The 21,971-nt window shown below is 62.8% G+C and carries 16 protein-coding genes; 5 read left to right on the top strand and 11 right to left on the bottom strand.

From position 1 onward, the window contains the following. Nucleotides 1–10: 10 nt before the first annotated feature. From HOLFODRAFT_RS0203520 to HOLFODRAFT_RS0203510, 3 genes are all read left to right on the top strand, one after another. Nucleotides 11–1,567 (top strand): hypothetical protein, encoded by a 1,557-nt coding sequence (locus tag HOLFODRAFT_RS0203520; RefSeq protein ID WP_005031497.1) that lies wholly within the window; start codon nucleotides 11–13, stop codon nucleotides 1,565–1,567. After that, entirely contained in the window at nucleotides 1,564–1,824 is a 261-nt protein-coding gene (locus tag HOLFODRAFT_RS19120; RefSeq protein WP_005031496.1) for a DUF1040 family protein, read from the top strand. The genes HOLFODRAFT_RS0203520 and HOLFODRAFT_RS19120 overlap by 4 nt, the downstream gene beginning before the upstream one ends. Nucleotides 1,825–1,984: 160 nt before the next feature. Next, nucleotides 1,985–2,872, top strand: a complete 888-nt coding sequence (locus tag HOLFODRAFT_RS0203510; RefSeq protein WP_005031495.1) for an HNH endonuclease — start codon at nucleotides 1,985–1,987, stop codon at nucleotides 2,870–2,872. Here HOLFODRAFT_RS0203510 and HOLFODRAFT_RS0203505 read toward each other — a convergent pair whose 3' ends face one another. Together HOLFODRAFT_RS0203505 and HOLFODRAFT_RS22530 are read right to left on the bottom strand one after the other, a co-directional pair. Further along, entirely contained in the window at nucleotides 2,873–3,445 is a 573-nt protein-coding gene (locus tag HOLFODRAFT_RS0203505; RefSeq protein ID WP_005031493.1) for a hypothetical protein, read from the bottom strand. A 73-nt stretch (nucleotides 3,446–3,518) separates the two neighbouring features. Continuing rightward, nucleotides 3,519–4,433 carry a 3'-5' exonuclease gene (locus HOLFODRAFT_RS22530; RefSeq protein WP_005031491.1) on the bottom strand — a complete coding sequence of 305 codons (915 nt, stop codon included), beginning with the start codon at nucleotides 4,431–4,433 and terminating at the stop codon, nucleotides 3,519–3,521. Nucleotides 4,434–4,442: 9 nt separating this feature from the next. Between HOLFODRAFT_RS22530 and HOLFODRAFT_RS24760 the strand changes: the two genes are divergently transcribed. Further along, nucleotides 4,443–4,592, top strand: coding sequence for a hypothetical protein (locus tag HOLFODRAFT_RS24760; RefSeq protein WP_158412905.1), 150 nt, complete (start codon nucleotides 4,443–4,445; stop codon nucleotides 4,590–4,592). Further along, entirely contained in the window at nucleotides 4,589–5,608 is a 1,020-nt protein-coding gene (locus tag HOLFODRAFT_RS0203490; protein WP_005031490.1) for a hypothetical protein, read from the top strand. Before HOLFODRAFT_RS24760 ends, HOLFODRAFT_RS0203490 begins: the two co-directional genes overlap by 4 nt. On the opposite strand, the gene HOLFODRAFT_RS0203485 is transcribed toward HOLFODRAFT_RS0203490, so the two are convergent. From HOLFODRAFT_RS0203485 to HOLFODRAFT_RS0203445, 9 genes are all read right to left on the bottom strand, one after another. Beyond that, nucleotides 5,601–6,803 carry a hypothetical protein gene (locus HOLFODRAFT_RS0203485; protein WP_005031489.1) on the bottom strand — a complete coding sequence of 401 codons (1,203 nt, stop codon included), beginning with the start codon at nucleotides 6,801–6,803 and terminating at the stop codon, nucleotides 5,601–5,603. The two genes, HOLFODRAFT_RS0203490 and HOLFODRAFT_RS0203485, sit on opposite strands and share 8 nt — an antisense overlap. Then, nucleotides 6,796–7,827 (bottom strand): helix-turn-helix transcriptional regulator, encoded by a 1,032-nt coding sequence (locus tag HOLFODRAFT_RS0203480; protein ID WP_005031488.1) that lies wholly within the window; start codon nucleotides 7,825–7,827, stop codon nucleotides 6,796–6,798. Before HOLFODRAFT_RS0203480 ends, HOLFODRAFT_RS0203485 begins: the two co-directional genes overlap by 8 nt. 33 nt (nucleotides 7,828–7,860) lie before the next feature. Then, a complete protein-coding gene (locus tag HOLFODRAFT_RS0203475) occupies nucleotides 7,861–8,604 on the bottom strand; it encodes a protein DA1 (protein WP_005031487.1) in 744 nt (247 codons plus the stop codon). 2 nt (nucleotides 8,605–8,606) lie between these two features. Continuing rightward, nucleotides 8,607–10,124 (bottom strand): protein kinase family protein, encoded by a 1,518-nt coding sequence (locus tag HOLFODRAFT_RS0203470; RefSeq protein WP_005031485.1) that lies wholly within the window; start codon nucleotides 10,122–10,124, stop codon nucleotides 8,607–8,609. Next, nucleotides 10,115–10,849: a hypothetical protein gene (locus HOLFODRAFT_RS0203465; RefSeq protein ID WP_005031484.1), complete on the bottom strand. Its 735-nt coding sequence runs from the start codon at nucleotides 10,847–10,849 to the stop codon at nucleotides 10,115–10,117. The genes HOLFODRAFT_RS0203470 and HOLFODRAFT_RS0203465 overlap by 10 nt, the downstream gene beginning before the upstream one ends. Continuing rightward, complete coding sequence (locus tag HOLFODRAFT_RS0203460; RefSeq protein ID WP_005031480.1) at nucleotides 10,842–11,675, bottom strand: vWA domain-containing protein; 834 nt, start codon at nucleotides 11,673–11,675, stop codon at nucleotides 10,842–10,844. Before HOLFODRAFT_RS0203460 ends, HOLFODRAFT_RS0203465 begins: the two co-directional genes overlap by 8 nt. A 256-nt stretch (nucleotides 11,676–11,931) precedes the next feature. Beyond that, on the bottom strand, nucleotides 11,932–12,555 hold the full coding sequence (locus tag HOLFODRAFT_RS0203455; protein ID WP_005031479.1) for a hypothetical protein: 624 nt from the start codon (nucleotides 12,553–12,555) through the stop codon (nucleotides 11,932–11,934). Between the two features lie 305 nt (nucleotides 12,556–12,860). Continuing rightward, a complete protein-coding gene (locus HOLFODRAFT_RS19110) occupies nucleotides 12,861–15,536 on the bottom strand; it encodes a DEAD/DEAH box helicase (protein WP_005031478.1) in 2,676 nt (891 codons plus the stop codon). After that, nucleotides 15,533–21,958 (bottom strand): sacsin N-terminal ATP-binding-like domain-containing protein, encoded by a 6,426-nt coding sequence (locus HOLFODRAFT_RS0203445; protein ID WP_005031476.1) that lies wholly within the window; start codon nucleotides 21,956–21,958, stop codon nucleotides 15,533–15,535. The genes HOLFODRAFT_RS19110 and HOLFODRAFT_RS0203445 overlap by 4 nt, the downstream gene beginning before the upstream one ends. Nucleotides 21,959–21,971: the final 13 nt, after the last annotated feature.

Here is a 21,971-nt window from a genome sequence, read left to right as displayed (position 1 = left end):
GGAGGTTTTCTTGAGCGTGTGGCACCTTTCCCTTCTGATGGGTCTGTCCCTGAGTCTTGCGGCTGGCGCGCCCTGTGAGGCCTCCCGGGATTCCGCCCGGGACCAGGCCTATCAGTCCCTGGTCGAGAAGTTCCAGAGGCCGAAGGCCTACTGGACCAGCACCCAGGTGGGGGAGGTGCCGGGCCTCCTCCGCACGGAACTTACCGGAGCCAAGCGTTCCGGCGACAACTGCGGGGTACTGGGGGTGCTCGACCTCATCGACGATCTCGATCGCTTGAGCCCGGATGAGGAGAACCTCCAGGCCCAGGTCCTCTGGGCGAGCGGGGAGCACAAGGCCGGCGAGAAGGCTTCCAGGGACACGGCCCTGGGGCCCTTCTTCAAAGCCATGCTCCGGGAGGAGAAGGGGAAGAAGGCCGTCCCGGGCTCCTGGGAGTTGCTCCGCGCGGAACGCTATCTCCTGCTTCGGGTCTACATCACTTGGCCCGGTCTTCGGGACGTAATTCTACGTTCCGAAGGCGCCCGTATCCTGGGCACGGAGGCCTACCTGCTGAAGGGCGCCGTGCCAGAGGGCTTCGATGAAGACTGGCTTCAGGGGCTCACGATTCCTCCGGCCCCCTGGGAGGCCGCCTGGGGCCGGGCCTGGGAGGCCCGGGATCTTCCCTTGGTCCACGGCCTCCTGGAGCGTTCGGTCCACTACTGCCCCCAGGGGGTTCCGACCCCGCTGCGCACCCAGGTCGCGGAGGAGCTCGGGCATCGTTGGGAGTTGCCCTACCAATGGGCAGAGCTGGGCCTGGGAGCGCCCAAAGGGAAGGCCTTTCCCGATACCTTCCGGTTCAAGCTTTCTGCGCTTCAGGAACTCCGCAAGGAGAGTGACGAGGCGCTGGAGACGGCCGAGAGCAGTCTCGCCAAGCTGGCGGACAATCCCCGGGACCATTACGAATTGGCCCGACTCCGCCTGAAGATCGGCAGCGAGGAGGCGCTGAAGCGTCTGATCGCCGACCGGGAGGCCCTGCTGTCCGATCCCCAGGTGCCCGGATGGTCCCTGGAGAAAGCCCAGGGGGAGATCCGGGGCGCGGAAGAGCGGGTCGCCAGCCTGGAGGCGGAACGGGAGGCCGAAGCTCAGCGTGCGGAGGAAGCCCGGTTGGCGGAACTCAAACGTCAGGAGGAGGCGCAACGCATCGCGCTGGCCAAGGAGAGGGCGCACCGCGAGAAGCTGAACCGTTGGAATGCCTTCCAGCGGACCCGTGGGGAGCTCGGGGCCTATGTGGAGCGGGGCAACGAGCAGCTTCAGGTGATCTATCGCGCTGCGGCCGCCGGCGAGCCCGTCCAGGCTCAGATCGACCTCCTGCACACCCTGGTGGCCCCCGCCTTGGCCTATCCCGGTACCGCCAACGCTCTGAGGGACCGCATGCGTCTGGACTGGGCCCGGGGGGCCGGCCAGTCCATTGCCGGAGACACCAGCATCCCCAATGACATCAAGGGCCGGGTCTTCGGGGCCGTCAAACGGGCCCTGGAAGGCATCCACGCGGCGTCCGGGGCGGTGGATCCAGAGGAGGTGGAGGAATGAACCCCTCGGATTTTGACGATCTGATCGGGCAGATCGGGGCTTGGACCTTCGGGCACCCACCGGGTGGTCGGGATCCAGCCCGGATGGGTCCCCTGCTGGAAGTGCTGGGGCAGGTATGGGCGCGGAATCCGGATCTGCGCCTGGGCCAGCTGCTCTGTGGCCTCAACACCATGGATCGGCCTGAGCGGGATCTCTTCTACCTTGAGGATGATGTGCTGCTGGAGCTTCTCCAGCGGCAGCAGGACGGCCCGCCCTAAATTCCCCTGACTCCTTGCACCTTTTTGGCGGCACTTCGGAAAACTCCTGAGCTTCAGGGGCTTCGAGGAGCCGCCAACCGGGTTTTCCGCAGGAGCTGAGGAAATGGAGCGCCGCGCAGGCGCTGCTTCAGATCGGTTCGCAACCTGGTAGCCTGGCCCCATGGCCAACGCTGTCCTGACGACTTCCGTGGGATCGATCTACGATGATCTGCCCGAGTTCCGCTATCACTTCCCTCGCACCTATTTGAATCAGATCCAGGCCGCGGTGGGCGACTGGATTCTCTACTACGAGCCCAGGCGGAGCCAGGGCGGCGGTCGGCAAGCCTACTTCGCCATGGCCCGCCTCCTGCGCGTGGAGTCTGATCGTGAACATCAGGACCACTTCTATGCCTACCTGGATAGCTATCTGGAGTTCGATCACCCCATCGCCTTTCGGGGGGAGGGGAACTACTGGGAGTCCGCACTCCAGAAGGCGGATGGGAGCACCAACAAAGGGGCCTTCGGCCGTGCGGTGCGTGGACTTCCGCCACACGAATTCGAGGCCATCGTTCGTGCGGGCTTCCAACGGGACCTCGCACCCTGGGAAATCAAAGATGCCGCCTTGGCCCAGAGGGTGGCCGAAGATGTCGTTCTCTACGAGGCTCGTCCCCTAGTGGAACAGTGCATCACGCGCCCCTTCCGGGAGGAGGCCTTCCGGCGCAGAGTGCGTGAAGCATATCGGGACACCTGCGCCTTCTCCGGACTCCGACTCATCAACGGTGGCGGGCGCCCCGAGGTCCAGGCCGCCCACATCCGCCCGGTCGCGGCCCAGGGGCCGGACTCGGTAAGGAACGGCCTCGCCCTCACCGGCACACTTCATTGGCTGTTCGATCGTGGCCTATTGGCTGTGGGCGATGACATGGGCATCCTGGTGTCGCCCCAAGGCCTTCCGGACGACCTCGGCAGGCTACTACGTCCGGACCGTCGCTTGGCCCTGCCGGAAGCCCCGGAACAGCGCCCTCATCATGGCTTCCTCGGCTGGCATCGGGAGAACGTTTTCAAACGTTAGTCAGGCCGTATCCAGAAGGGTCGGGCCCTCTGTCGCCCCCCTTTGTGGCGGCCTGTTCTGACTCGGCTCGCTGAAAAAGGAAGCGCAGGCATCTATGCATTCCTCCCGGGTGCCCATCCGTGTTCTTGATTCGCACAAATCCCGTCCATGGCTGTCATTCCGGTCGGGATCCTGCTCCAGAATCTCCAGGAAGCCGAAAGGTGCGACATCAGCCCTTCCGTAACGGGTCCGGTCCTCGGCTTCAATGTGGGGATGCCAGCCTCCGGAGGACAGGTCCTGCTCGGCCAACTGGACCCGGGCAAAGGTGTGGTATCCCCGGAATCCGTGGGTTGCGTGGGTGAGCTCCCATTCGATGGCGGCCTGCTCCAGTCTGTAGTCCACATACACAAAGCAGTGGGCGCTGTGGGTCGACCCGAACAGTTCCACGGGCTGCCCATCGGTCCCTGAACCTGGGTAGTAGACGACCCGGGAGCCGAAGAATGCCTCGCTCCAGAATGCGTCGCCGTGATCGAATCCCCGGAGCCATGGGGGAAGGGGCTCGGGGCTTTGCTTCAATACCTCGAAGGGTGTCATGGCGGACTCTCCAACGGTTTTCCTTGCCGATGCTCTCCGGGTTTTCCTCAGGGACAGTGGATTCCGCGAACTGTTACGCCACGCCCTCCTCGCGAGCCTCCACGGCGGGCCGCCCATCCCACCCCGGCACCTGAAGGGTCGGAATCCGCAGATTCTTGGCCAGGCGTTGTTCCATGGCCATGCCCGGGCTCAGTTCACGGCCGCAGAGGACCATGGCGTCGCAGCGGGAGAGCACTTTCTCGCAGCCCCGCAGGGCGAGGCCTCGGATGCGGCCGTCCCGGTCCTGGCTCTCGTCCAGGAAGGCGAAGTTGGCGTGGGGCACCATTAGGGTGGCCTTGGGAAGGACCGCCTGGGCCCAGCGGGCCTGGAGGAGCATCCGGGTCTGGTTGTGGCGGATATCCTCCGCTGTGCCGTCCCCGCGGAGGGGACCTGCCAGGTAGACCAGGAAATCGCGGTCCCCCAGGGCGCCCTTCACCTGGGCCCAGGCCTGGAGGGCCTCATGGACCTTCAAGGTCAGCTCGGCATCGGCGGGGGCCCGGTGCAGGGCACCGTGGTCCAGGCCCAGGAGCCAGGCCAGGTTCTCCAGGGCCCTGGGCAGCGTGAAATCCCGGCAGACCTCCCGGGCCAGCTCCAGGGAGCAGAGCCATTGGATCCCGGGCAGTTCCCGGCCGAGACGCTTCGCCCACTGCTCCAGGAAGCTCCGCTCGAAGAGGGCGTTGTGGCAGACGATCCGCACCGGACCCTCCCCCAGGGCCTCCAGCAGCCCCTGGAAGGCCTCCTCCTCCGGCAGGCCCTTCCGCTGGAGTTCAGCCTGGGTGATGCCATGGCAGGCCTGGGCCCCCGGCGAGCTGGGGGGCGCATCGGAGATGAGGGCGTGGTAGGGGCGCGGCCCGGCGAGGCCGATCTCAACCACCCGGTCGAAGCTGGGGCTGAGGCCGGTGGTCTCGAAGTCGAGGGCGAAGAGGGGGGTGTTGTGGTCTTGGTTCATGTTTCCAGGATGGGATCGCTGGATCGACAGTGGCTGTCGGTTGGTCGACGGATACTTGGTGATGGAGTTCATGCCATGGAAGCCCTGGACGAGCTGCTCACCTACTTCCTCTGCTGCCTGGCCATCCTGACCCTGGCCCACGGCATGGCCAACCGATGATGAACCTCGACCCTTCCCCTGGATCCGGGTTTCTGGGAGAGCTGAAGGTCCTCCTGCAGCTCCTCTGCAAGGATGACCGGCATCCCATGGACGTCCTGGACAACCTCTTCCGGATGGGCTTTTCCGCCGAGAGCCTGGTGGGCCCTGTCCATCAGGTGTGGACTGAAGGGCCGGCACGCTTCCAGGCCTTCCTGAAGCTGGCCGAAGGGGCCCTGGAGCCCGGCCCCATGCTGGAGGCCCTCCGCCGCACGGGGTACTCCGAACTTGGTGCCAGGGCCGCCCTCCTGGCGCGGCGTCCGGAGTGGGCCCCCTTCCTCCGGGTCCCGGGGGTGTCCATGGGGGCGGCTGGATTGGAAGTCACGCTCTCCGGGGCCAACTATCGCATTCCGCCGGGCTTCCTGGGAGGCGCGATCTTCATCCTGGAGGGCGGCCCCCGCAGCGCGGGGGTGACCGCGGAACAGGGGCTGGTCCTGAGGAATGTCGCCCGCCCTCGCCTCCTGGGACCCATCGAGACGCAGTGGCTGACTCTGGCGGGCTTCACCCCGGTCCCCGCCTCCATTTCCGGCATTTCAGTCTTCCTCAAGCGCTCGACCCTCCAGCGCCTTCCGGCTGGAATGGAAGTGTCCAGGGTCTCGCGTTGCCCCCGCCTCAAGTCGCTTCCAAGGGGGTGGACCGGGGGGATCGTTCCCATCTCGGACTGTCCGCGCCTGGAGCGCATCCCGAAGCCTTCCGGCCAACCCTTCGGTCTGCATCTGACCCGCCTCAAGCGCCTGGCAAGTCTGGGGGCGAACTCCCGATTCTGTCTTCTCACCCTGGTGTCCTGCGCCCTGACCCGTCTGCCGCCGGGCCTTCAAGTCCAGTCGGATCTGGTGATCCAGGACTGCCCCCGCCTGCGGGCACTGGGGCCAGGCACGGTGGTGGGAAAGAATCTCGTGCTGAATGGAGTCCCGAAGCTCCGCAGTCTGCCCCCAGATCTTGTGGTAGGCGGACAGATCCTCTGGGACCGCTTCAGCTGAAATACACCCGGCCCTGGACCTGGACCCCGGGAGGAAGGGTGGTCGGGAGCCCCGGGCAGCGGTCCACCACCAGGTGCCCCTCCACCCGCAGCTTCCTGGGAAAGGCCGTGAGGGCGGGGCATTCCGAGAGGTGCAGGTTCCCCTGGACCCAGAGGGCATCCGGCAGGGCCTCCAAGCTGGGGCAGCGCACCAGATAGAGGGGGCCGAAGACCGACCAGGGACCCCGGAGCCGTCGGAGGGCGGGCAGGTCCGAGAGCTGGGCCAGCTCCAGGAAGATGGCGCTTCCGGCCCGCTCCAGATCTGGGCATTCCCGGACGTCCAGCCAGCGCAGCTTCAGGTCCCGGGGCAGGGAACGCAGGCCCTTCAGTCCATGGAGTTCCAGGCCCTCTCCCTCGGCCCCTCGCGGCAGCCAGGGGCGCCCATTCCGTCGGCCCAGGGGGCTCGGCGGAGGCAGGTGCTCCGGCGGATCCGGATTCAGCTCGAAGGGCTCAGGGCCGAGCTCGCCCTTCTTCCAGCGAAGCGGCCCCTCCGGCATGCATGCGTTGAGGTCCCCGATGCCAGGGAGGACCCGCTGGATCATCCGGCAGCGGGCCATTCCGATATTGGCCCCCACTTCCTTGTCCAGGGTGAAGCAGGAGGAGGTCTCCAGGTGATCGCAGACCAGGGTGCCATGGCAACGCCGCAAGGTGAGAGGCGTGCAGAACTCCGCCAAGCGCCGGAAATGCAGGCCGTCCAGCCGGATCTCTCCCAGGTGGAGTGAGTTCCTGGCGCAGCAGGAGGACATCACCTCAAGATCCAGGGGCGCCTTTCGGGGGGGGATGAAGAGATCCCAGATATTCTCCTGGGTTTCCTGGGGGCGGAGGCTCAGGGCCAGATCGGTAGGGGGCGCCTGCTCCAGGAACTTCCGGAGCCGCCCCAGGCCGGGCTCATCCAGGCCGCCGATGCCGGCGCTGACCCACAGGCTCTCCCAACTCAGGTCCAGGAGCTTCCGGACCCGGTCCAGCCCTTCAAAGGAACCCGGCTCCTCCAGCCAAGCCCCCAGGGCCAGGCGGCGGTCCCAGAGGTCCATGAAGGGGAGCAGGGCGCGGAAGGAGGCCTCCGGAGCCTCCTGGTCCAGGAGGGTCCGGAAGATCTCCGGGGGTGCCAGCCCCGCCAGGCGCAGGGTGTGGACCAGGGGATCGCAGGCCTCAGGCATAGTAGTTGGCTGCGGCCTCCAGGTGCTGCTGCCGCAGGTGCTCACGCAGGTCTGCAGGCTCCAGCACCCTGGCCTGGGAGCCGAACTGGAGCACCCACCGGGAGGGGCCGTTCAGGTGGTTGGCCATGAAGCTCACTTCCACCCCCTCCTCGTCCGTCAGGGGCTGGACTTCGAAATCGGGCAGGGCCGGGGGGGCCTCCCGGAAGGATTCTATCCAGTGGGTGCCCCGGATCCGGACCCGCACCTGGAAGGGCTCCCCGCCAAAAAGCCAGCCCCCGATCTGGTAGCGGGCCGCCCGGGCCATCAGCTCCGGTTCGGCAATGATGCCGGGCCGCTTGCCCACCTTGGCCTCCATGATGCGGCTGAGGCGCAGGTGCTTGGGCTTCCGGTCCGCCGGATCCCAGACGGCCAGGTACGAGCCCCCCGAGAAGATGTCGAAGGTCAGGCAGTGGGGCACCACGGTGCGGGGACTCGGCGCCTTGGCCGCCGCCGCCTGGTAGTGCACCTCCAGCTCGAAACCCTGCCCCAGTGCCTTGAGGATGGGCTCCAGGATGTCCGGAGGCTCATGGTACTCGTCCACCCCGCCATGTACCTGCATGGCCTTCTGGAGGGTCTCGAAGAGGCGCTTGTCCTGGGTGGACATGTGGGCCGTCACCAGGGATTCCAGGGCGCTGAGGCTGTCGTCCAGGATCGAGGTCGCCCCCTGGCTGAGGGTCAGGCTGGCCAGGCGCAGCGCCAGTCGGGCCTGGGTGGAGACATGCTCATCCCAGGTCGGCCCCTCCTTCATTACATAGCGGATGTGGGTGGAACGCCCCTCCCGCTGGCGTTCGATCTCGGCCTTCTGGCCTTCCAGGAGCTTGAGGCTGCGTTCCACGGTGCGGAGGCTCACGCCGCCCATCCTGGAGGCCAGTTCCTGGCGGGTCAGGCCATGGGGGCCTGCCTCCCTCATCAGGCGCACCACCTCCTTCAGGCGGGACTGGTCCACCAGGCCTTCCGTCTCGATCTTCTGGAGGTTCTTCGTCATGGTGCGGGTCTCCGTGTCCAAGGGGGTGAAAAATCAGCATAGCCGGGCGGCGAGTGCCGTAGGCGAACCAGTAACCTTGAGTCCTGCTGCGATTCCCGCGATCCCCTGGGGGCCGAGGGAGGCGATCATCACCCGCAGGCCTTCGCCATAGATGGGTGTGATGCTGTTTTCCATGCGGGCGCGGAGCCGGACGGCCCTCGGATCCCGCTGGCGGCCCAGCCAAAGCCAGCCGCAGAGCTCGCAGAAGCCCTCCGTGATCACCGGGGACAGTCCCTCCAGATCCTGCTGCACCAGAAAGGCGTGCCCGAGTTCGTGGGCCAGGAGGCTTCCCAGATACAGCCTTGGATAGTCGGGGCTGACCCGGATCTCCTGGAAGGTCACCCGGCGGCGCCCCTGGGCATCCTGGGAGCGCTGCCAGTGGATGGTGGCGACATGGGGTGGCTGGACTGCGGCGCTCAGGTTCACCGGCACACTCTGGGGCCACCAGGGGAGGCCCAGCTCCCGGAGCTCCCGCTGGACCTGTCCCAGCAGGGCCATGGCTTCCCCAGCCTGGCCCACGGAACTCTGGCGGCAGTCTTGGCAGAAGGGCGAGCTCTGGGCTGCGGGCGGAATGGGGCTGGAGCAGACCCGGCAGAAGGAGCGATCCAGGTTGTGGGAGGGGCAGAAACCCTGGCGCTCGGGTCCGATGAGATAGCGCCGGGGCAGCTCCCGGCGGCAGACCGTGCAGGTCAGGCCCGAGCCGCCCTGGGTGCCGAACATCCAATGGAAGAGTCCCATGTTCACCTCACGAGCAGGCGTTTCACGTCGTCCGGCAGGCCGTCGATCTGGGCCAAACAGGTCTTCATGGTGGCGGAGTCCGGGTGCTTCCTGTCCGAGCTGAGCACCGCCTGGGCCTGGGCGCAGGCCCCCACCTGGATCTCCAGGAGGGTGGAGAGGCGCAGCAGGTAGGCTTGGTCGCTCAGGCCCCTGGGCTTCCGCGGGGCGATGCTCGCAGGGATGGCGCCCTGGAGCAGGTTGCCCTTGGCATCCTTGGGGGCTTCCAGCAGGGGCTTCAGCTTGTCGCGCATGCCATCCATCAGAACGAGCTGGTGTTTGAGCTCCCCTTCGAGCTGGGCGTGGAGGGGCGGCGGGGTGGGGCTGCTCCGGAAGCAGCTCCGGAGGCCCAGGACGCCCCCGAACAGAAGGAGCAGGAGGAAGGCGAAGCAGCCGCAGCCGTAGGCGGTGCCTGAACGGGAGGACGAGGGGACATGGGCCGGTGCCGGGGCTGGAGCCTGGATCGGAGGCGCGGCCGGGAAGGGGTTTGCCTCAGGGTTCGATGGGGGCGCCTGCGGGACGGGGCCTGCGGCGAGCACCGGGGGGGACTGGAGGCTGGCGGGAACCGGGGGCAGGGCCTCGGGAAAGGTGGCCCTGGCAAGCAGCTTGTCCAGCTCCGGCGTGCGATCCGGGGCTTCCTGGCAGACCTTCATGAGCAGGTCGGCCCAGGGCCTGAGGTGGGAATCCCTGGACATCCCTTGGAAGAGCGGGCTCCGTTGCGGGTTCCGCAGGTCCTCCGCCTGGAAGAGCATGAAGTCCTCCCCCATGCGGCCCCTGAGCAGTTCCGGGGCCCGCATCAGGGCTTCCAGGGCGATGAAGCTCTCCAGGAGCGCGAAGCGGTCGTGGCAGGCCAGGGCCGTCCCGGGTCCCCCCTGGGGATGGCGGTAGCCCGGCACTCCGCTGGTGGTGGAGGGCAGGGCGGGCATCCCCGGCAGGGTCAGGTTGTCATAGTCCACCATCACCAGGGCCTGCTCCGTCACCAGCAGATTGCCGTGCTGAAGATCCCCGTGGGAGAAGCCGGTCTGTCCCATGCCCCTGGAGATCCGGCGGAGCTGCCCCTGGAGCCAGCGCAGGCGCTCCCGGTGGGCCACGTTGGCGATGACCCAGTCGTTGAGGGGCTTCCCCTCGATCCAGGGCATGACGATGCAGGGCTGGGGCCGGCCCCGGACCAGGAAGCCCTGCTCCAGGCAGAGGGAGCCCGTCAGATGCCGCTTGAAGTCCTGCGGACAGCGCTCCAGGAAAGTCTGGTAGGCGTGGTAGCGGGACACCAGATCCCTGATCTCCTGCGTGAAGACCTTCACGGCGTAGAATGAAGACCCACCCTCCATCCGGAACACGATGCCGAAGGCGCCGCTCCATGAGAGCGGTTTGCCCATTCTGTTGAGGGCGGGGTGCAATCCTTGGAGTTCGAGCATTCGGAAGGCCGAGGGGGGGTGGAGGATCGCCTCCTGGAATTCCCCCAGGGTGGGCAGGTTCAGGGGCATGGATACACCATCAGGGTCGTGTCGTCATCGTCCAGGCGATGGGCCGCCCGCTCCCGGGCCACCCAGTCTTCGAAGGCCATCGGATCGCCCCCTTCCAGCCAGTCTTCCAGCGGTGGAGCTTCTATCTCCGGCTGCAGCCAGCGCTTGGCCAGGGCATCCGTGGCCAGCAGGAGGAGATCCCCCCGGCGGCACTTCCCCTTGGCGCGGAGGGGCAGGGTGCCCAGGGCCTCGCCTTCCCGGGGGAGGCTCCCCACCATGCAGGGGGCCGCCTGGAATTCCTCTGAGCTGGTGTACGGGAAGGATTGGATGAGCTGGCCCCCCCGCAGGTGCAGGAGGCAGGTGTCCCCCACCGCCTGGGCCCACCAAGTGTCCTCCTTGATCTTCACCATCAGCAGGGTGGCCCAGGCCCCACGCTCCAGGCCCTCGATCCGGAACCAAGGGGGGGGCTGGGGCAGGCGTTTCCAGCCCTCCTGGCCCCAGATCCCCCGCAGTGCCTGGATCCGCTGGTGCAAGCGGGGGTCCAGGGCCCAGGGCCAGCGCCACTCCGCCCCGGCCCGGGCCAGGAGTTCGGCCCAGAGCCCGGCTTCGCTGGTGGTGGTGGCGCCATCGCTGAGGGCCAGACGGGTCTCCCTGGGCAGGCCGCAGACCGCGTAGCGATCGTCGCTGGGCTGTCCCTGGCGTTCCGCCTTGGGCACCGCGAAGACGCTGACCGCAGGCCTAGCCATTGGCGGGGGTGCTGCCGATGTCCAGCAGTTTCACGACGTCGAGGATGCTGCCGTTGAGGACCACACCCCGGGAACCCTCGGGCAGGGGTGTCTCGTAGAGCTGGGCGGCCCGCTGGCGCATGGCCTCCGGCAGGGGGCTGGCACCCTCGATGAGGGTCCGCAGGGGGGCGGCGTTCACGCCGTTGCCGTCCGTGGGGAAGTGCAGGGAGGCGCCGTGCCCATTCGAGAGCAGGAGGTTGAAGACCAGGGCGCTGCCGTCATCGGTGCCCAGGGTCTTCACCTTGCCCAGGCCCGCCGAAGGGTCGCCATCCGTGGCCTCCCCGTCCGTGATGTTGAAGACGATGGGGGGGAAGCTGGAGGGGTGGGCGTCGGCCCAGGCCTTCAGTCGTTCCGCCGCCAGGTCCAGGGCCCCGCACATGGGCGTGCCGCCGCTGGCCACCGGGTCGCACCAGATGGGGAACTTGACCTCGATGGTCTGGGGCGTTGTGCCGCCGCTCCCGTCGTAGACCTGCACGATCTTGGTGCGGCTCTCCTCCCGCAGGGGCTGGGCGTTGAGCTCCGAGAGGCTGCGGAAGGCCTGGGGCATCTGGGCGCTGCCGCCGTAGGTGATGATCCCCACGTGGATGCGGTCCCGGATGGCTTCCCCCTGCTGGCAGCGCAGGATGAGCTCCTGGATGAGGCGGTTGACGCAGTCCGCGACCCCCTGGGCCTTGGGGATGGAGGGACCCCCCTGTTCGGCGAAGCCCCCGGACATCGAGCCTGACTGGTCCAGCAGGAAGAGGATGCAGCCCGGATTGGAGGAGCTGAGTTGGCGTGAGTAAGGCATGGAAACCTCCGGTGCACCTGGATGACCAGGTGGGGAAAGGGTGGGGGAGGGGGGGCGACAATGGGTGTCGGTGGATGAGGCAGGCCGAAGGCGCGCCCCTCGTGAGTGGTGGCTAGGATGTTGGCACCCCCGAGAGATATGATTCGGGGCAAGGCTCCGCCATGCCCGAGTTTGGTCGGGATAGGGCGAAATTGGCGGACAGGCGCGTCGTTTTCAGGGCGGGGACGGGGTGCCCTGCCTGGGCTGGCTGGGTGGGTTATTCGCTGAGATCGGAAATCGTGGGGGAGGGAACCGCCTCTATCACTATCTCATCGGGACCGGGATCCACGCCGCAGCACTCCCACCCGACGACATCCGGCCAGAGCAAGGCATTCTGAACCTTCTGATATTCCTCACTGAAGCGGCCAACCAGTTCCTGGTTCTCGGCGTTTTGCTTCACCTCCTCAATGATGCGGTTGGTCCACCGGAGCCGCATGGCGTGCTCCGCCTCCATGGCCTGGAGGACAGTCAGGAGTTCCAGGTAGCTCATCCGGCTGAGCTTGTCGCGCAGGTCCAGTCCATCGACCTCCTGCTTCCGTTTGAGGTCGTGGTAATCGTCCGTAAGGAGGAAGCCTTCTACCAGGCTGACGAGTTGGCGTGGGTCCGTCAGGAAGGGCACTTCGAGGGACTCGTCGTTGGCATTGCTTTCTTGAATCAAGGACTGCTTGATGGTTTCCCACTGGCCTATGGTCAGGCGGGGACGGGCGCGCTCGCAGGCCTTGAAATAGCGCTCCAGGGCGGTGTTGATGGCCTTGGTGAAGTTCTCGGAGACCGGGTCGACGAGCCCGCTGTCCTTGAGTTTCTCTTCCAGGTGGTCCTTCACGATCAGGGATCGCTTCATGGGTTCTCCTTTTGGGTGGGTGAGGGGATGTGTGCCTCGATGTCTAGTATGGGCAGGTCTGGGTTGGGCGCAAGATGCAATCGGATACATAATCAAATTCATAGGATTGATTCGCCATGGTGTGCCAAATTTTGAGCCCGTTTCGGGATTTATGGGGGATAGGATTCCTGTATTTGAGACGAAAGAAGCCAGGCTACGGTGGCCTGGCCTCTTTCTGAAGCATGCAAAGTGTTGATTTTCTGCAATATTGGGCGTGTCTACCCGTGCTGCCATTTGGGCCCCCGTGTTGGGGGGCTGGCTCAGGCTTAGCTGGTTTCCCTTTGTTCCCCGGGGTTTGGCTGTTGTGCAAGGCCCTGAGTGAGGACGCCCAATAGCTCAATGCCGGGATGCTGGAGGCCCTGGTCATTGCGCTCCAGCCAGTTGGTGAAGAAGGCTTTTCCTGACTCGCAAAGCTGATCCCGCTGGGCCTGGGCTTCCTTGTCCAATTGCCCCCCTTGGATATCCCTCAGGGAGCGGTGCTGGTCGAGCATCGGATTGAGTGCGTTGAGCATTTCCCAGTCGCGAAGAACAACCCACTCCGACCCTGTGCGTTGAATGGCGAAGACTCGATCTGGCGGGGCGCTTTCCCGATGGGTGCGCTGATGGACCCGGAAGATTAGGATGGGGTCTGCGATCAGGCCTGTCGGCAGATCAACGAAAGTGCCCTGATGGGTCAGGGCCTCGTCGAGGCAGCGCCGGAAAAGGGGATCGTCGGCACCCATAATGTGGTCTTTTGGGCCAACATTCCGCTCGAAGGAGATCCCATCGTACCGGGGTCTCAGTCGCCGATCTTCCCGCCAGGACTCCGGAGTGATGAAGCCGCCTCGACCGGTATCAGGTGCCTCCGTCCACTCGCGATGGCGGACCCATAGGGCGGCCCGGAAGAAGGGTTTCAGGGCGGGGAGGTCCACTTTCGGGATCTCCTTTCCGGCGCCTTCGAAGTCGAAGTGGCAACCATGGCCCAGCAGGGTCTGGGCGGCGGCGAAGGCTTCCTGGGAGATGAAGGAGGCGCTGGCCTCATCTACCCATGCATCGAGTTCCCCAGTAGGCTTGGCAGCCCCTTCCTGGAAGAGGCGATCGAATGTACCTGGTTTGGCCATACCCAGGACGATCTGCAGCAGGTCTTCCTGGTCCTCATCCCCTTGGAGATGGGAAAAGGCCTGGGAGATGGTATGGAGCTTCTTCTCCAGCAGGTTATGGATATGGCTCTCGATGGCGTCGGGGTTGTAGACCTTGTGTACCTCGACGGGGTGCTGTTGGCCGTACCGGTAGAGGCGTCCCACCCGCTGGTGCATGCGCATGGGATTCCAGGGCAGATCCACATGGATCAAGGTGTGGCAGCAGCCCTGGAGGTCGATGCCCTCACCGGCCGCCTCGGTACTGACTAGGAATCGATAATTCCCTTCGTTGAATTTCCTGGCTTCCTCCTCCCGTATGCGCACGATACGGGTGGACATGCCGTCCGCTAGTACGACCCCCTCGATGGCCTCGTCCCCGTTGATGAACCCGATATCCTCGGTGAAGGCTTGGTTCAGGGCGCTCATGAGCAAAGCCTGTGTGGCCTTGTATTCGGTGAAGAAGAGCACGCTCTTTCCGACGAACTCGCGACGGACCAGGTCCACAAGGAAGTGGATTTTGCTCTCTTCGCGGACCCGGCTTGAGAGGGTGAGCAGTTTCAGCAGAAAGGGCTCTTCGTTTTCTACAAGGGCGATCTTGGCGCTCAACTTCGCCAGGTCCGCCTCCCTGGTGGCACGTGCGTCATCGTCTTCACTCCAATGATCCAGTTCCAGAGCCATTTCCAGGCTCTCTTTCCTCTGCTGGTTGCCCCGCAGGTTGGTGAGGCGATTCTGGATGGCTCGCTCTACTGCCGCCACTGAACTGGCGGCGAGTTTCTGGAGTGAGGCCAGCACCAGACCCACAGCGCGGCTGTTGGTCTCATCAAGGCTCCGGGCGAAGAGGAGACCTTGCGAGATGAAGGCGGTGAGCTGGTTGTAGAAGGCCTTCTCTGGTTCGCTGTAGGTGTATTCGTGGGAATGGACTCGTGTCCCATGGAAGAGTCGGTTGCCTTGAAGGTCCGTGGCCCTTGCTTTGGAATTCCGGATCATGACCGCAGGAAGCCTGTCGTACTGCTCTTCCGTCCGCTGGCGGGGATTGAAGTCGCGCGGGTACAGGAGTCGCAAGAGATTGAGGAATCCGAAATCCTCGCCTTTATGGGGTGTGCCGGTGAAGAGGAGCAGTCCCCGGGTTTTTCCGGCCCGCTCAAGCTCGTCGAGCAAGCGGTAGGCAAGGGTGAGGCCTTGCTCATCCGAGCCCAGGTGATGGGCCTCGTCGAAAATGACCAAGTCCCAGGGCTCTGCAGCCATCAGGCGAGCCCAGCGTTCCCCACGGTCCTGGCGGAGGCTGTGAAAACTGGCCACCACGCGCCGGGTCTCGTCCTCCCAGAAGCCGCTGGTCGGCGTGTCCTGTTTGGGGTCATAGGAGTCACATCGGATGGAGAACATGCTTTTCAGGCGTGACTGCCACTGCCATACGAGACTGGCCGGGCACAGGATCAGGAGGCGCTGGAGGCGCCCCTGGGCCTTGGCTGCTTGAAGAATGAGCCCAGCCTCCACGGTCTTGCCCATGCCGACATCATCAGCTATCAGCCAGCGAGGTGGCCACGAGGCCATGACCTTCTGACATGTCCACAGCTGATGGGGCAAGAGCTTGATCCGACTGGTGGAGAAGGCCCCCCAGCGCTGCTGGACCGACTGAATGGCAAAGGCCTGGAGTCGAAGGAGAGTGGGCAGGGGAGCATCAGAGGCGGCCAAGTCGAGTTCCGTGAGTTCAACATCGGGCACTTCGATGAGCCCCTGGCCGGGAAACCTGACGACGGCCAGTCCATCGGCACCGATAGACAGCAGAGTCCCATTGCCGTGTTGGGGGTGGTGAACCTGGGTCATGCATTCACCTGGAATTCCCCATTCAGCGCTGCCATCAGCGGAATGTCGAAATGGCCTCCGAACGTGGGATCGTCAGGGATGGCTTCTTCTGCCAATCGGTAGATGGTTTCGGAATCGCTGTAGGTGGCAGTCTGGGTGTAGTCGATGGCTAGGCGTTGCCTGATCCGTCTGCGGGGTACGAATCCATGGCGTGCCCACTGATTCGGAGACAGCACCTTGAGGCGCAACAGTTCACGGACAAGGACCATGACGCCGACCGTGCCCATCGTCGAATCCAGGGGGACGATCTCATCCACCTGATGAACCCCTTCCCAGTAAGGGTCATTGCCGGGGCGGAGCAGATGGGCAAGGCGGGCGGAACCCCCGAAGTCATCGGCCCTGGCTGGGATCACCCAGCGGTGGTCATCCAGACCCCAAGCAAGACGATGGATGGCGCCGAACTGGGTCCGGAACAGGAAATCCCGATGGCGGCTCTCGTCTTCGATGAGTCGTTCTCCTTGACGGTAGAGGGCATTCATCCAGGCATGATTTGCATCTTGTGAATCTGGATGGGGGCGGTGATCCAGGAATGTTTGAAAATGGCCCTGGTTCTCCAACCAAGTGATAAATCCACAGGCTTGTGTTGCCGAGACTCTGCCTTGGCTGTGGCACGCAGCGAAGATCAGGAGTTTTAGCCAAGCGGATCTGGAGTCGTCCTCGCTGTCTGAATGAAGGTTTTCAGCGACCTCTGGAGGTGCGGCGTAACGGCTGATGATTATCGTTTTTTCGGGAGCATCCAGGCCGTTCCAAACGCCATAGACAGCATGCAACCACCGCCTAGCCTCCTCTTGTGGATTTGGAGCGGGCTGGGGCTCTGGAGGTGGGACGATATCGGGGGCGTGTTCGATTCCTAGCTTGCGAGCCAGTTCGGTTGAAACATGAATTTTATCTTGCTTGACCCTCCATCGAACCTCGCCGAGAAGGTTGCGGCCCTTGTCGCAAATATATTCCATGGCAGCCGTGGCGTTCAGGCCTTGGAGAGCGGCAACAACTGCAGAGCATTGGAACTCTCTGAACTGGTTTTGGTTAATGTCGCGAACGCCGCGCAGCCACGCTGCCAGTTCGCCGGGCACAGAAAAAATATCTGTTTCTTTGGCAAAGGCGCTTTCTGCGTCGATCGGGAGGAATCCACGGCTCAGTTGTTTTGGAGCGCCTCCACCTCGGGTTGAAAAGAGTATTTTCTCGACAGGCATGAATGGCGAGGGATGGCCTGATTCGTCGGTGATTCCTCTTAATCGATTTAGGTTTTCGCGGGTTGCAGGCTTGACGAGACGGCATGAGGTTCCCGCTTCGGCGGAGAAGATGTGGCTCCCTTCGTGATCCGTGATGCTGGCGGAGGGACACTCCTTCTCGGGCATTAGCCCATCCTCCCACCAGAGCCGGGAAAGCTCCTTGGCGAATGCCTGAGTTCCGGGGTCTGCATGGGTGGAAATCAGGCCTGCCAGTGGTAGGCCAATCTCCTTCCAGAGACTTTCCTTTCGTAGTTCCTCCACTCCGACCCAATTCTTCAAAGCTCTCCGAGCCAGCATGCCCAGGAACCGGAATTCTTTGAGGTTATGGGGGTTGGCGCCTTGCACTTCGGTGCGCCCGGTATCGAGTTTGAAGCGTCCATTCAAGAGGAGGGGGAATCCACCCCAGTGGACCTTGGTGGGAGCCAAAGCCCAGATTGTCGGCCATTCTACGGTTGGTCCATTCTTCCGGCGGGTGCAGATCTCATCCCCTTGATACAAGAAGATCACATGTCTGCCACGGGGGGATTTCTCGCAATGCCAGCGTGCGTCGCCGAACTCTTGTTCGGGGTCCCATGCAAAGACCTCATTCCCCGGGAGTGCAATACGTTTGATCGTCCGGGAGAATGCGAGCAAGGGAAGCGCCATTCGTCGGAGAGGATCTAGCATGTCCCGTTCTACCGACCTGGGCGCAAGCAACGGTAGTTGAATGCGTGTTTCAGGCCTATCCTCGTTTTCCTCCTGGATGGGCAGGAGGGCACCACGGATTCGAGCATGAACCCGCCAGCTGTCGATACGCGGCTCGTTGGACACAAGATACACACTCTTAAATCCGAGGCCGAAAAGTCCGCGGCTTGCATCCTGGGGGCGCTTGCCTGATCCATGAAAGGACAGCATATAGATCAGGTCATCCTTCCACTTGGAGTCGCCCCCCCTCCATAAGCCGATGGGCCGACCAGGATAGGAGACTGTCAGCGTGTTGTCCTCCTGGTTGACCTGGAAGGTCGGCTCCTCCGGCAATGCCCAGTTCACTTGGTGCGCTTGACTGGTTGCATCATCGGCGTTCTGGAAAAGTTCAAACAACACGCGCTCTTCCGAATAGCCTAGGTGTTGGATGTAGGAACGAGCCGCCCCCACAAGAGCCTGGTGCTCCCCCGCCCCCTCTATGAGTTGGTTTTGGAGTCTCTGGAGGCAATCCCTACGTCGTTGGTTCGCATCCATGGCTGCCTGATAATTCTCCTCATGAAGCCGCCCCTCAACCTCGGTTTGGCGTTTCTGAAGATCTTCAAGCATCGTGCTCAGGTTTTGGGACGCCTCACCTGGTTGCATCCATCGGTCCATGGCCTGTAAGGCTAGGGGAATGTGCTGGAGAATCCGCAGGTTCTGGTAGTGGGCGTCAAGCTGATCCGGCAGGAAGTTGTCACTTTCCTGGAACCAGGGTTCGTTTGTGAGTTCTGCGAGGCTCCTACGCAGGTCTTCAAAGCTGAAGGTGAATCCGCTGGGTGCCAGCACCACCTCATGGTCCTGGCGACGCCAACAGGCCAAGCGTTGCCCCGGTGCGGTGTCTGGTTCAACGCTGAGGGGTGATCCGTCAAGTGCAAGCACCTCGTCCGGACAATTGATGATTGTGTTGTCCGGATGGGGGGCAAAGCTGCTTCTCAGGTCTTCCAGGGTGCGGTGGCTTCCCTGGAGGAGGTTTGCTGCGGCACCGTCATAGTCTGTGCTGCACCACGCCAGCAGGGTTCCCAGCAGGAGCCTGACTTGGGGAGCTTCCTCGCCCGCAATCTGTGCGCGAGCCTCCATGGCCTGCTGTGCATCATCTTTTGTGAGGGGTGGTACGGGATTAGCTTTAAGTCTCCCCTGCGCCAACAGGCAGGCCTCGAATGCGGGATGAAGCTGCTGGGAGATGGGGGTGGCTTGGTTTGCCTGGGCTAGAGTATTTGGGTTTCGCCAATTTCCACGTGTATCAGGAAGTGTGTTCGTCTTGAAACCAAATATTTCGTTTATATGAAATGATTGCAGGATGGCGAGGGCGCAGGTCCAGCCCGGGCTTCCCGGTTTAGGGTTTGTTTGTTGGATTGCTCTGAATCCCTTTGGCCAGTGATTGAAGAAGGGGTTTTCCAATTGCTGAAGTTGGATCAGCGGGAGGATGGCCTCGCCTTGCGTTCGCTCACAAACCCAGCGGGCCCAATTCCACGCGTTGAGCCAAGTGTTTGATTTCTGTTGAGGGATGTCCTTCTTAACCCATTCTCTGACAAAGTCGGCCAGCAAGTGAGGCTCAATGTCAGCAACCGCGGGAAGCAGGACATACCTCTGATCGTTTATCGGAGCGACCTGTCCAAGCGCGTTCTCAAGGGCGCCAGCTTCACGGCAGGTCCCGGCCTGTACCCAGAAATCCGAGCAGGTAATGGGTGGCTCAACGTCAGCGGGCCATAGGTGCCATGGAGGAGGAGGGGGTGGCAGGAACTTGGGCCATTCTTGCCTATCGAGCACGAAGCGCGGGGCGACGAGAGGGGCTCCCTGGGGCCCCGTAGGCATCCAAGGGCTTGTCGCAAGTCGCCGGATTGTCTCTTGGTTATTGATATTTGCTAGTCCGTGCTGGTTGATGTAGTTCAAGATCCACTGTTGTGCTGGGATGCTGCCAGCTAGGCTGCTCCTGAGGCATCTTGTTAATGATTCATTTGTATTCCAATTCTGGATTTGATTCCAAAACGGATAGCTTGGATCCTCCTGGGCAAATGGGCACTGGGCGGCATTCATCAAGCGGATGTCATGAATTTTGGCGGCCTCCCGGAGACTCGGATCGTGTTCCTCTGCACCTTCCATATAGAACCATGTGGCACCCCACTGGGTTGGCGTGTTGCTGGCCGGCGATAGATGGTAGGGGAGGCTCCTCCAGTCGCTCACATGCTCTGGGACCTGCGAGTGCCATACTAGACGGTCAATCTTGGCATTAAGTAGCTTGGCGCATCGTGCTTTGGTTCGCTCCTGTGCGCTGCGCCCGTTTCCTTGTTCGTCCACTACCCATACACCCGTGTTGGTCGGGATGTTTCCATGAATTGCAATAAGATCCTGTGGGGTGCACCAGTCAAGTAGAGTGGCTGCCCAGGCCGCAACGGCCGTACTTTCCGATTGAAGTTGGTGCCAAGCTCTATTGAGCGCAGTTTTTACCGTCCATCCGAAATCACTCTGAAGTTGTTCCCAATACTGGTTGTTTTGACTAACTTCAAAGGGACGCTCCACGAGAACAATGCCCAGGGCTTCTGCTGCCTTTCTTAGGCCATTTGCATCGATGGCATTGGCTGCTAATACCCGAAAGTTCATTTCTTGGGTGCGCCAAGGGGTGTCGTGGTTGGGCCCGTGGAGTGGCAATTGGAGCCAATCGCTATATCCATCTATGCCCCAAACCCGCTCTGCTGCTTCGAGGACGGCCGTGGCCCATCCTGGGCGGCCGACTCTCGTGCCGCGGGGTTGCCGGATTTCGTGTTTTAGATCTTCCACGACTTGGCGCCAAGTTAGGGTATTAATACCTAAAGCTGTGCAGTCTTGGGGGCGGATCGCAGCACTCATGTCTTCCGATAAAAAGTGCCATTTCCCCGCTTCTCGGCGGGCCTCTACCCAGTCTTTGAGGGCTTGTAGTGCCGAGGTCCCTTCCGGGCCACCCCAATCAGGCGCCATTTCCAGTTGACATATTTCGGCACCTCTCGCGTCCAGGCCGAGGATCAAGCTTCTTAGGGTGCCTCTTAGAACAGGCGAGAGGTTCCATATAGGAAGGAACCAAGCGAGAATCTCTGCCCGTTTGGGTTCAGGCAGTGTAATGCCGAGTTTTATTAATTCATCAACATGTTGGTTATGTTCATTGGCATTCCAAATCTTTCTGGTCCACGGATGTTCCGCAAGATCGACCAGCACAGAACGAAGGTCACCGCTGTATTTACCGAGGGCGTCTTTGAGTAGCGTGAAAATGCCGGTAGTGATGAGATACCTGTTGAATCCGCCTTGATATGTTCTGCCGTCGGTGGGTTCTTCCAGGCCTTCCAGGTCCATGCGCTTGTCATCGCAGTAGCCGTTGACATGGAGGATCAGGCCCGCCATCCCATCGACCGTCACACTCTGCACACCACCGAGCCCAAGGAACATGGCCTTTCGGATGGCCAGAGACTCATTTGATTCTCCAATGCGTAGGACTGCCGCATGGGGTACCCTGGGGAAGAAGCCCGCGTCTGGAGGCATCGCGACGTTATCTATAGCCCTGTGGAGGGGTAAGCGACACTCCCATCCAGCGTAAGGTGTCGTGACGGTATTGGTGGGCTCCGTCCCGGAACCATTTCCTTGGTATTCTATGATTCGTCCGGCGAATTTTACGTTCTCTGCGTTTTGGAGATCCGGTACTCCCTCGCGCCAGTTGGCGGGCCATCGGTTTTGATTGCCAAACGCCTCGGGGGTCAGAAGGTGTGGGCTCCTGCGCGTTCCATCCAGAGTCCAGGAGGCACTCCATTCGCCCTCCACGAGGACCTTGATCTCCTTCAGGTTTGCAAGCAATGGAAGCATCTGTGCCACGGCTCGCCATAGGGGGAGTGCTGTTTCTTGATTCAAAAGCCAGCGACCGCTCCAGTCCCGATTCTTCAGCGGTACCAGAATTTGTAGGCGATTTTGTCCGCAGTCAGCGCTGAATATCTTACCCAGCGGGCCATGTGGTTCGTAATACGCAGGGTCCAAGTCCCATTGGGAGAGCTGCTGTTCATCAGCGCATGTGAGGGGGGAGTGGGTGCTGGGAGCTTGGGAATTGTCGATCCACCCCCGGATGAGATGGGCATATCCAACTGCAAACAGAGCCACCTTGCCGACTCCGAATCGCCCGACCTTCAATGGCCGATCCGCTTTGGCGGTGGAGCGGAGTTCCCCGAGGTTTCGGAAGTCTTCCTCGGAGAGGGGCCCGTTGTTGGAAATCAGGAGGGACGGACCGTTCCACGGACTCGGATCGGGAAAGCAAGAGATGGCACGATGCTGGATTTCCACCGAGCTTGAACCAGCATCGTCGGCGTTTTGTATGAGTTCGCGCACGAGGGTGTCGGATGAATAGCCGTGCAACAGCGTTTGGATTTCATTCAAAACGTTGGCCTTCGGCTGTCTGGCTATAGCGTCATTGGGCATGGCAGATAATCTC

The organism is Holophaga foetida DSM 6591 (assembly GCF_000242615.2).
GTDB lineage: Bacteria > Acidobacteriota > Holophagae > Holophagales > Holophagaceae > Holophaga > Holophaga foetida.
This window is presented reverse-complemented; position numbering and strand designations above follow the sequence as displayed.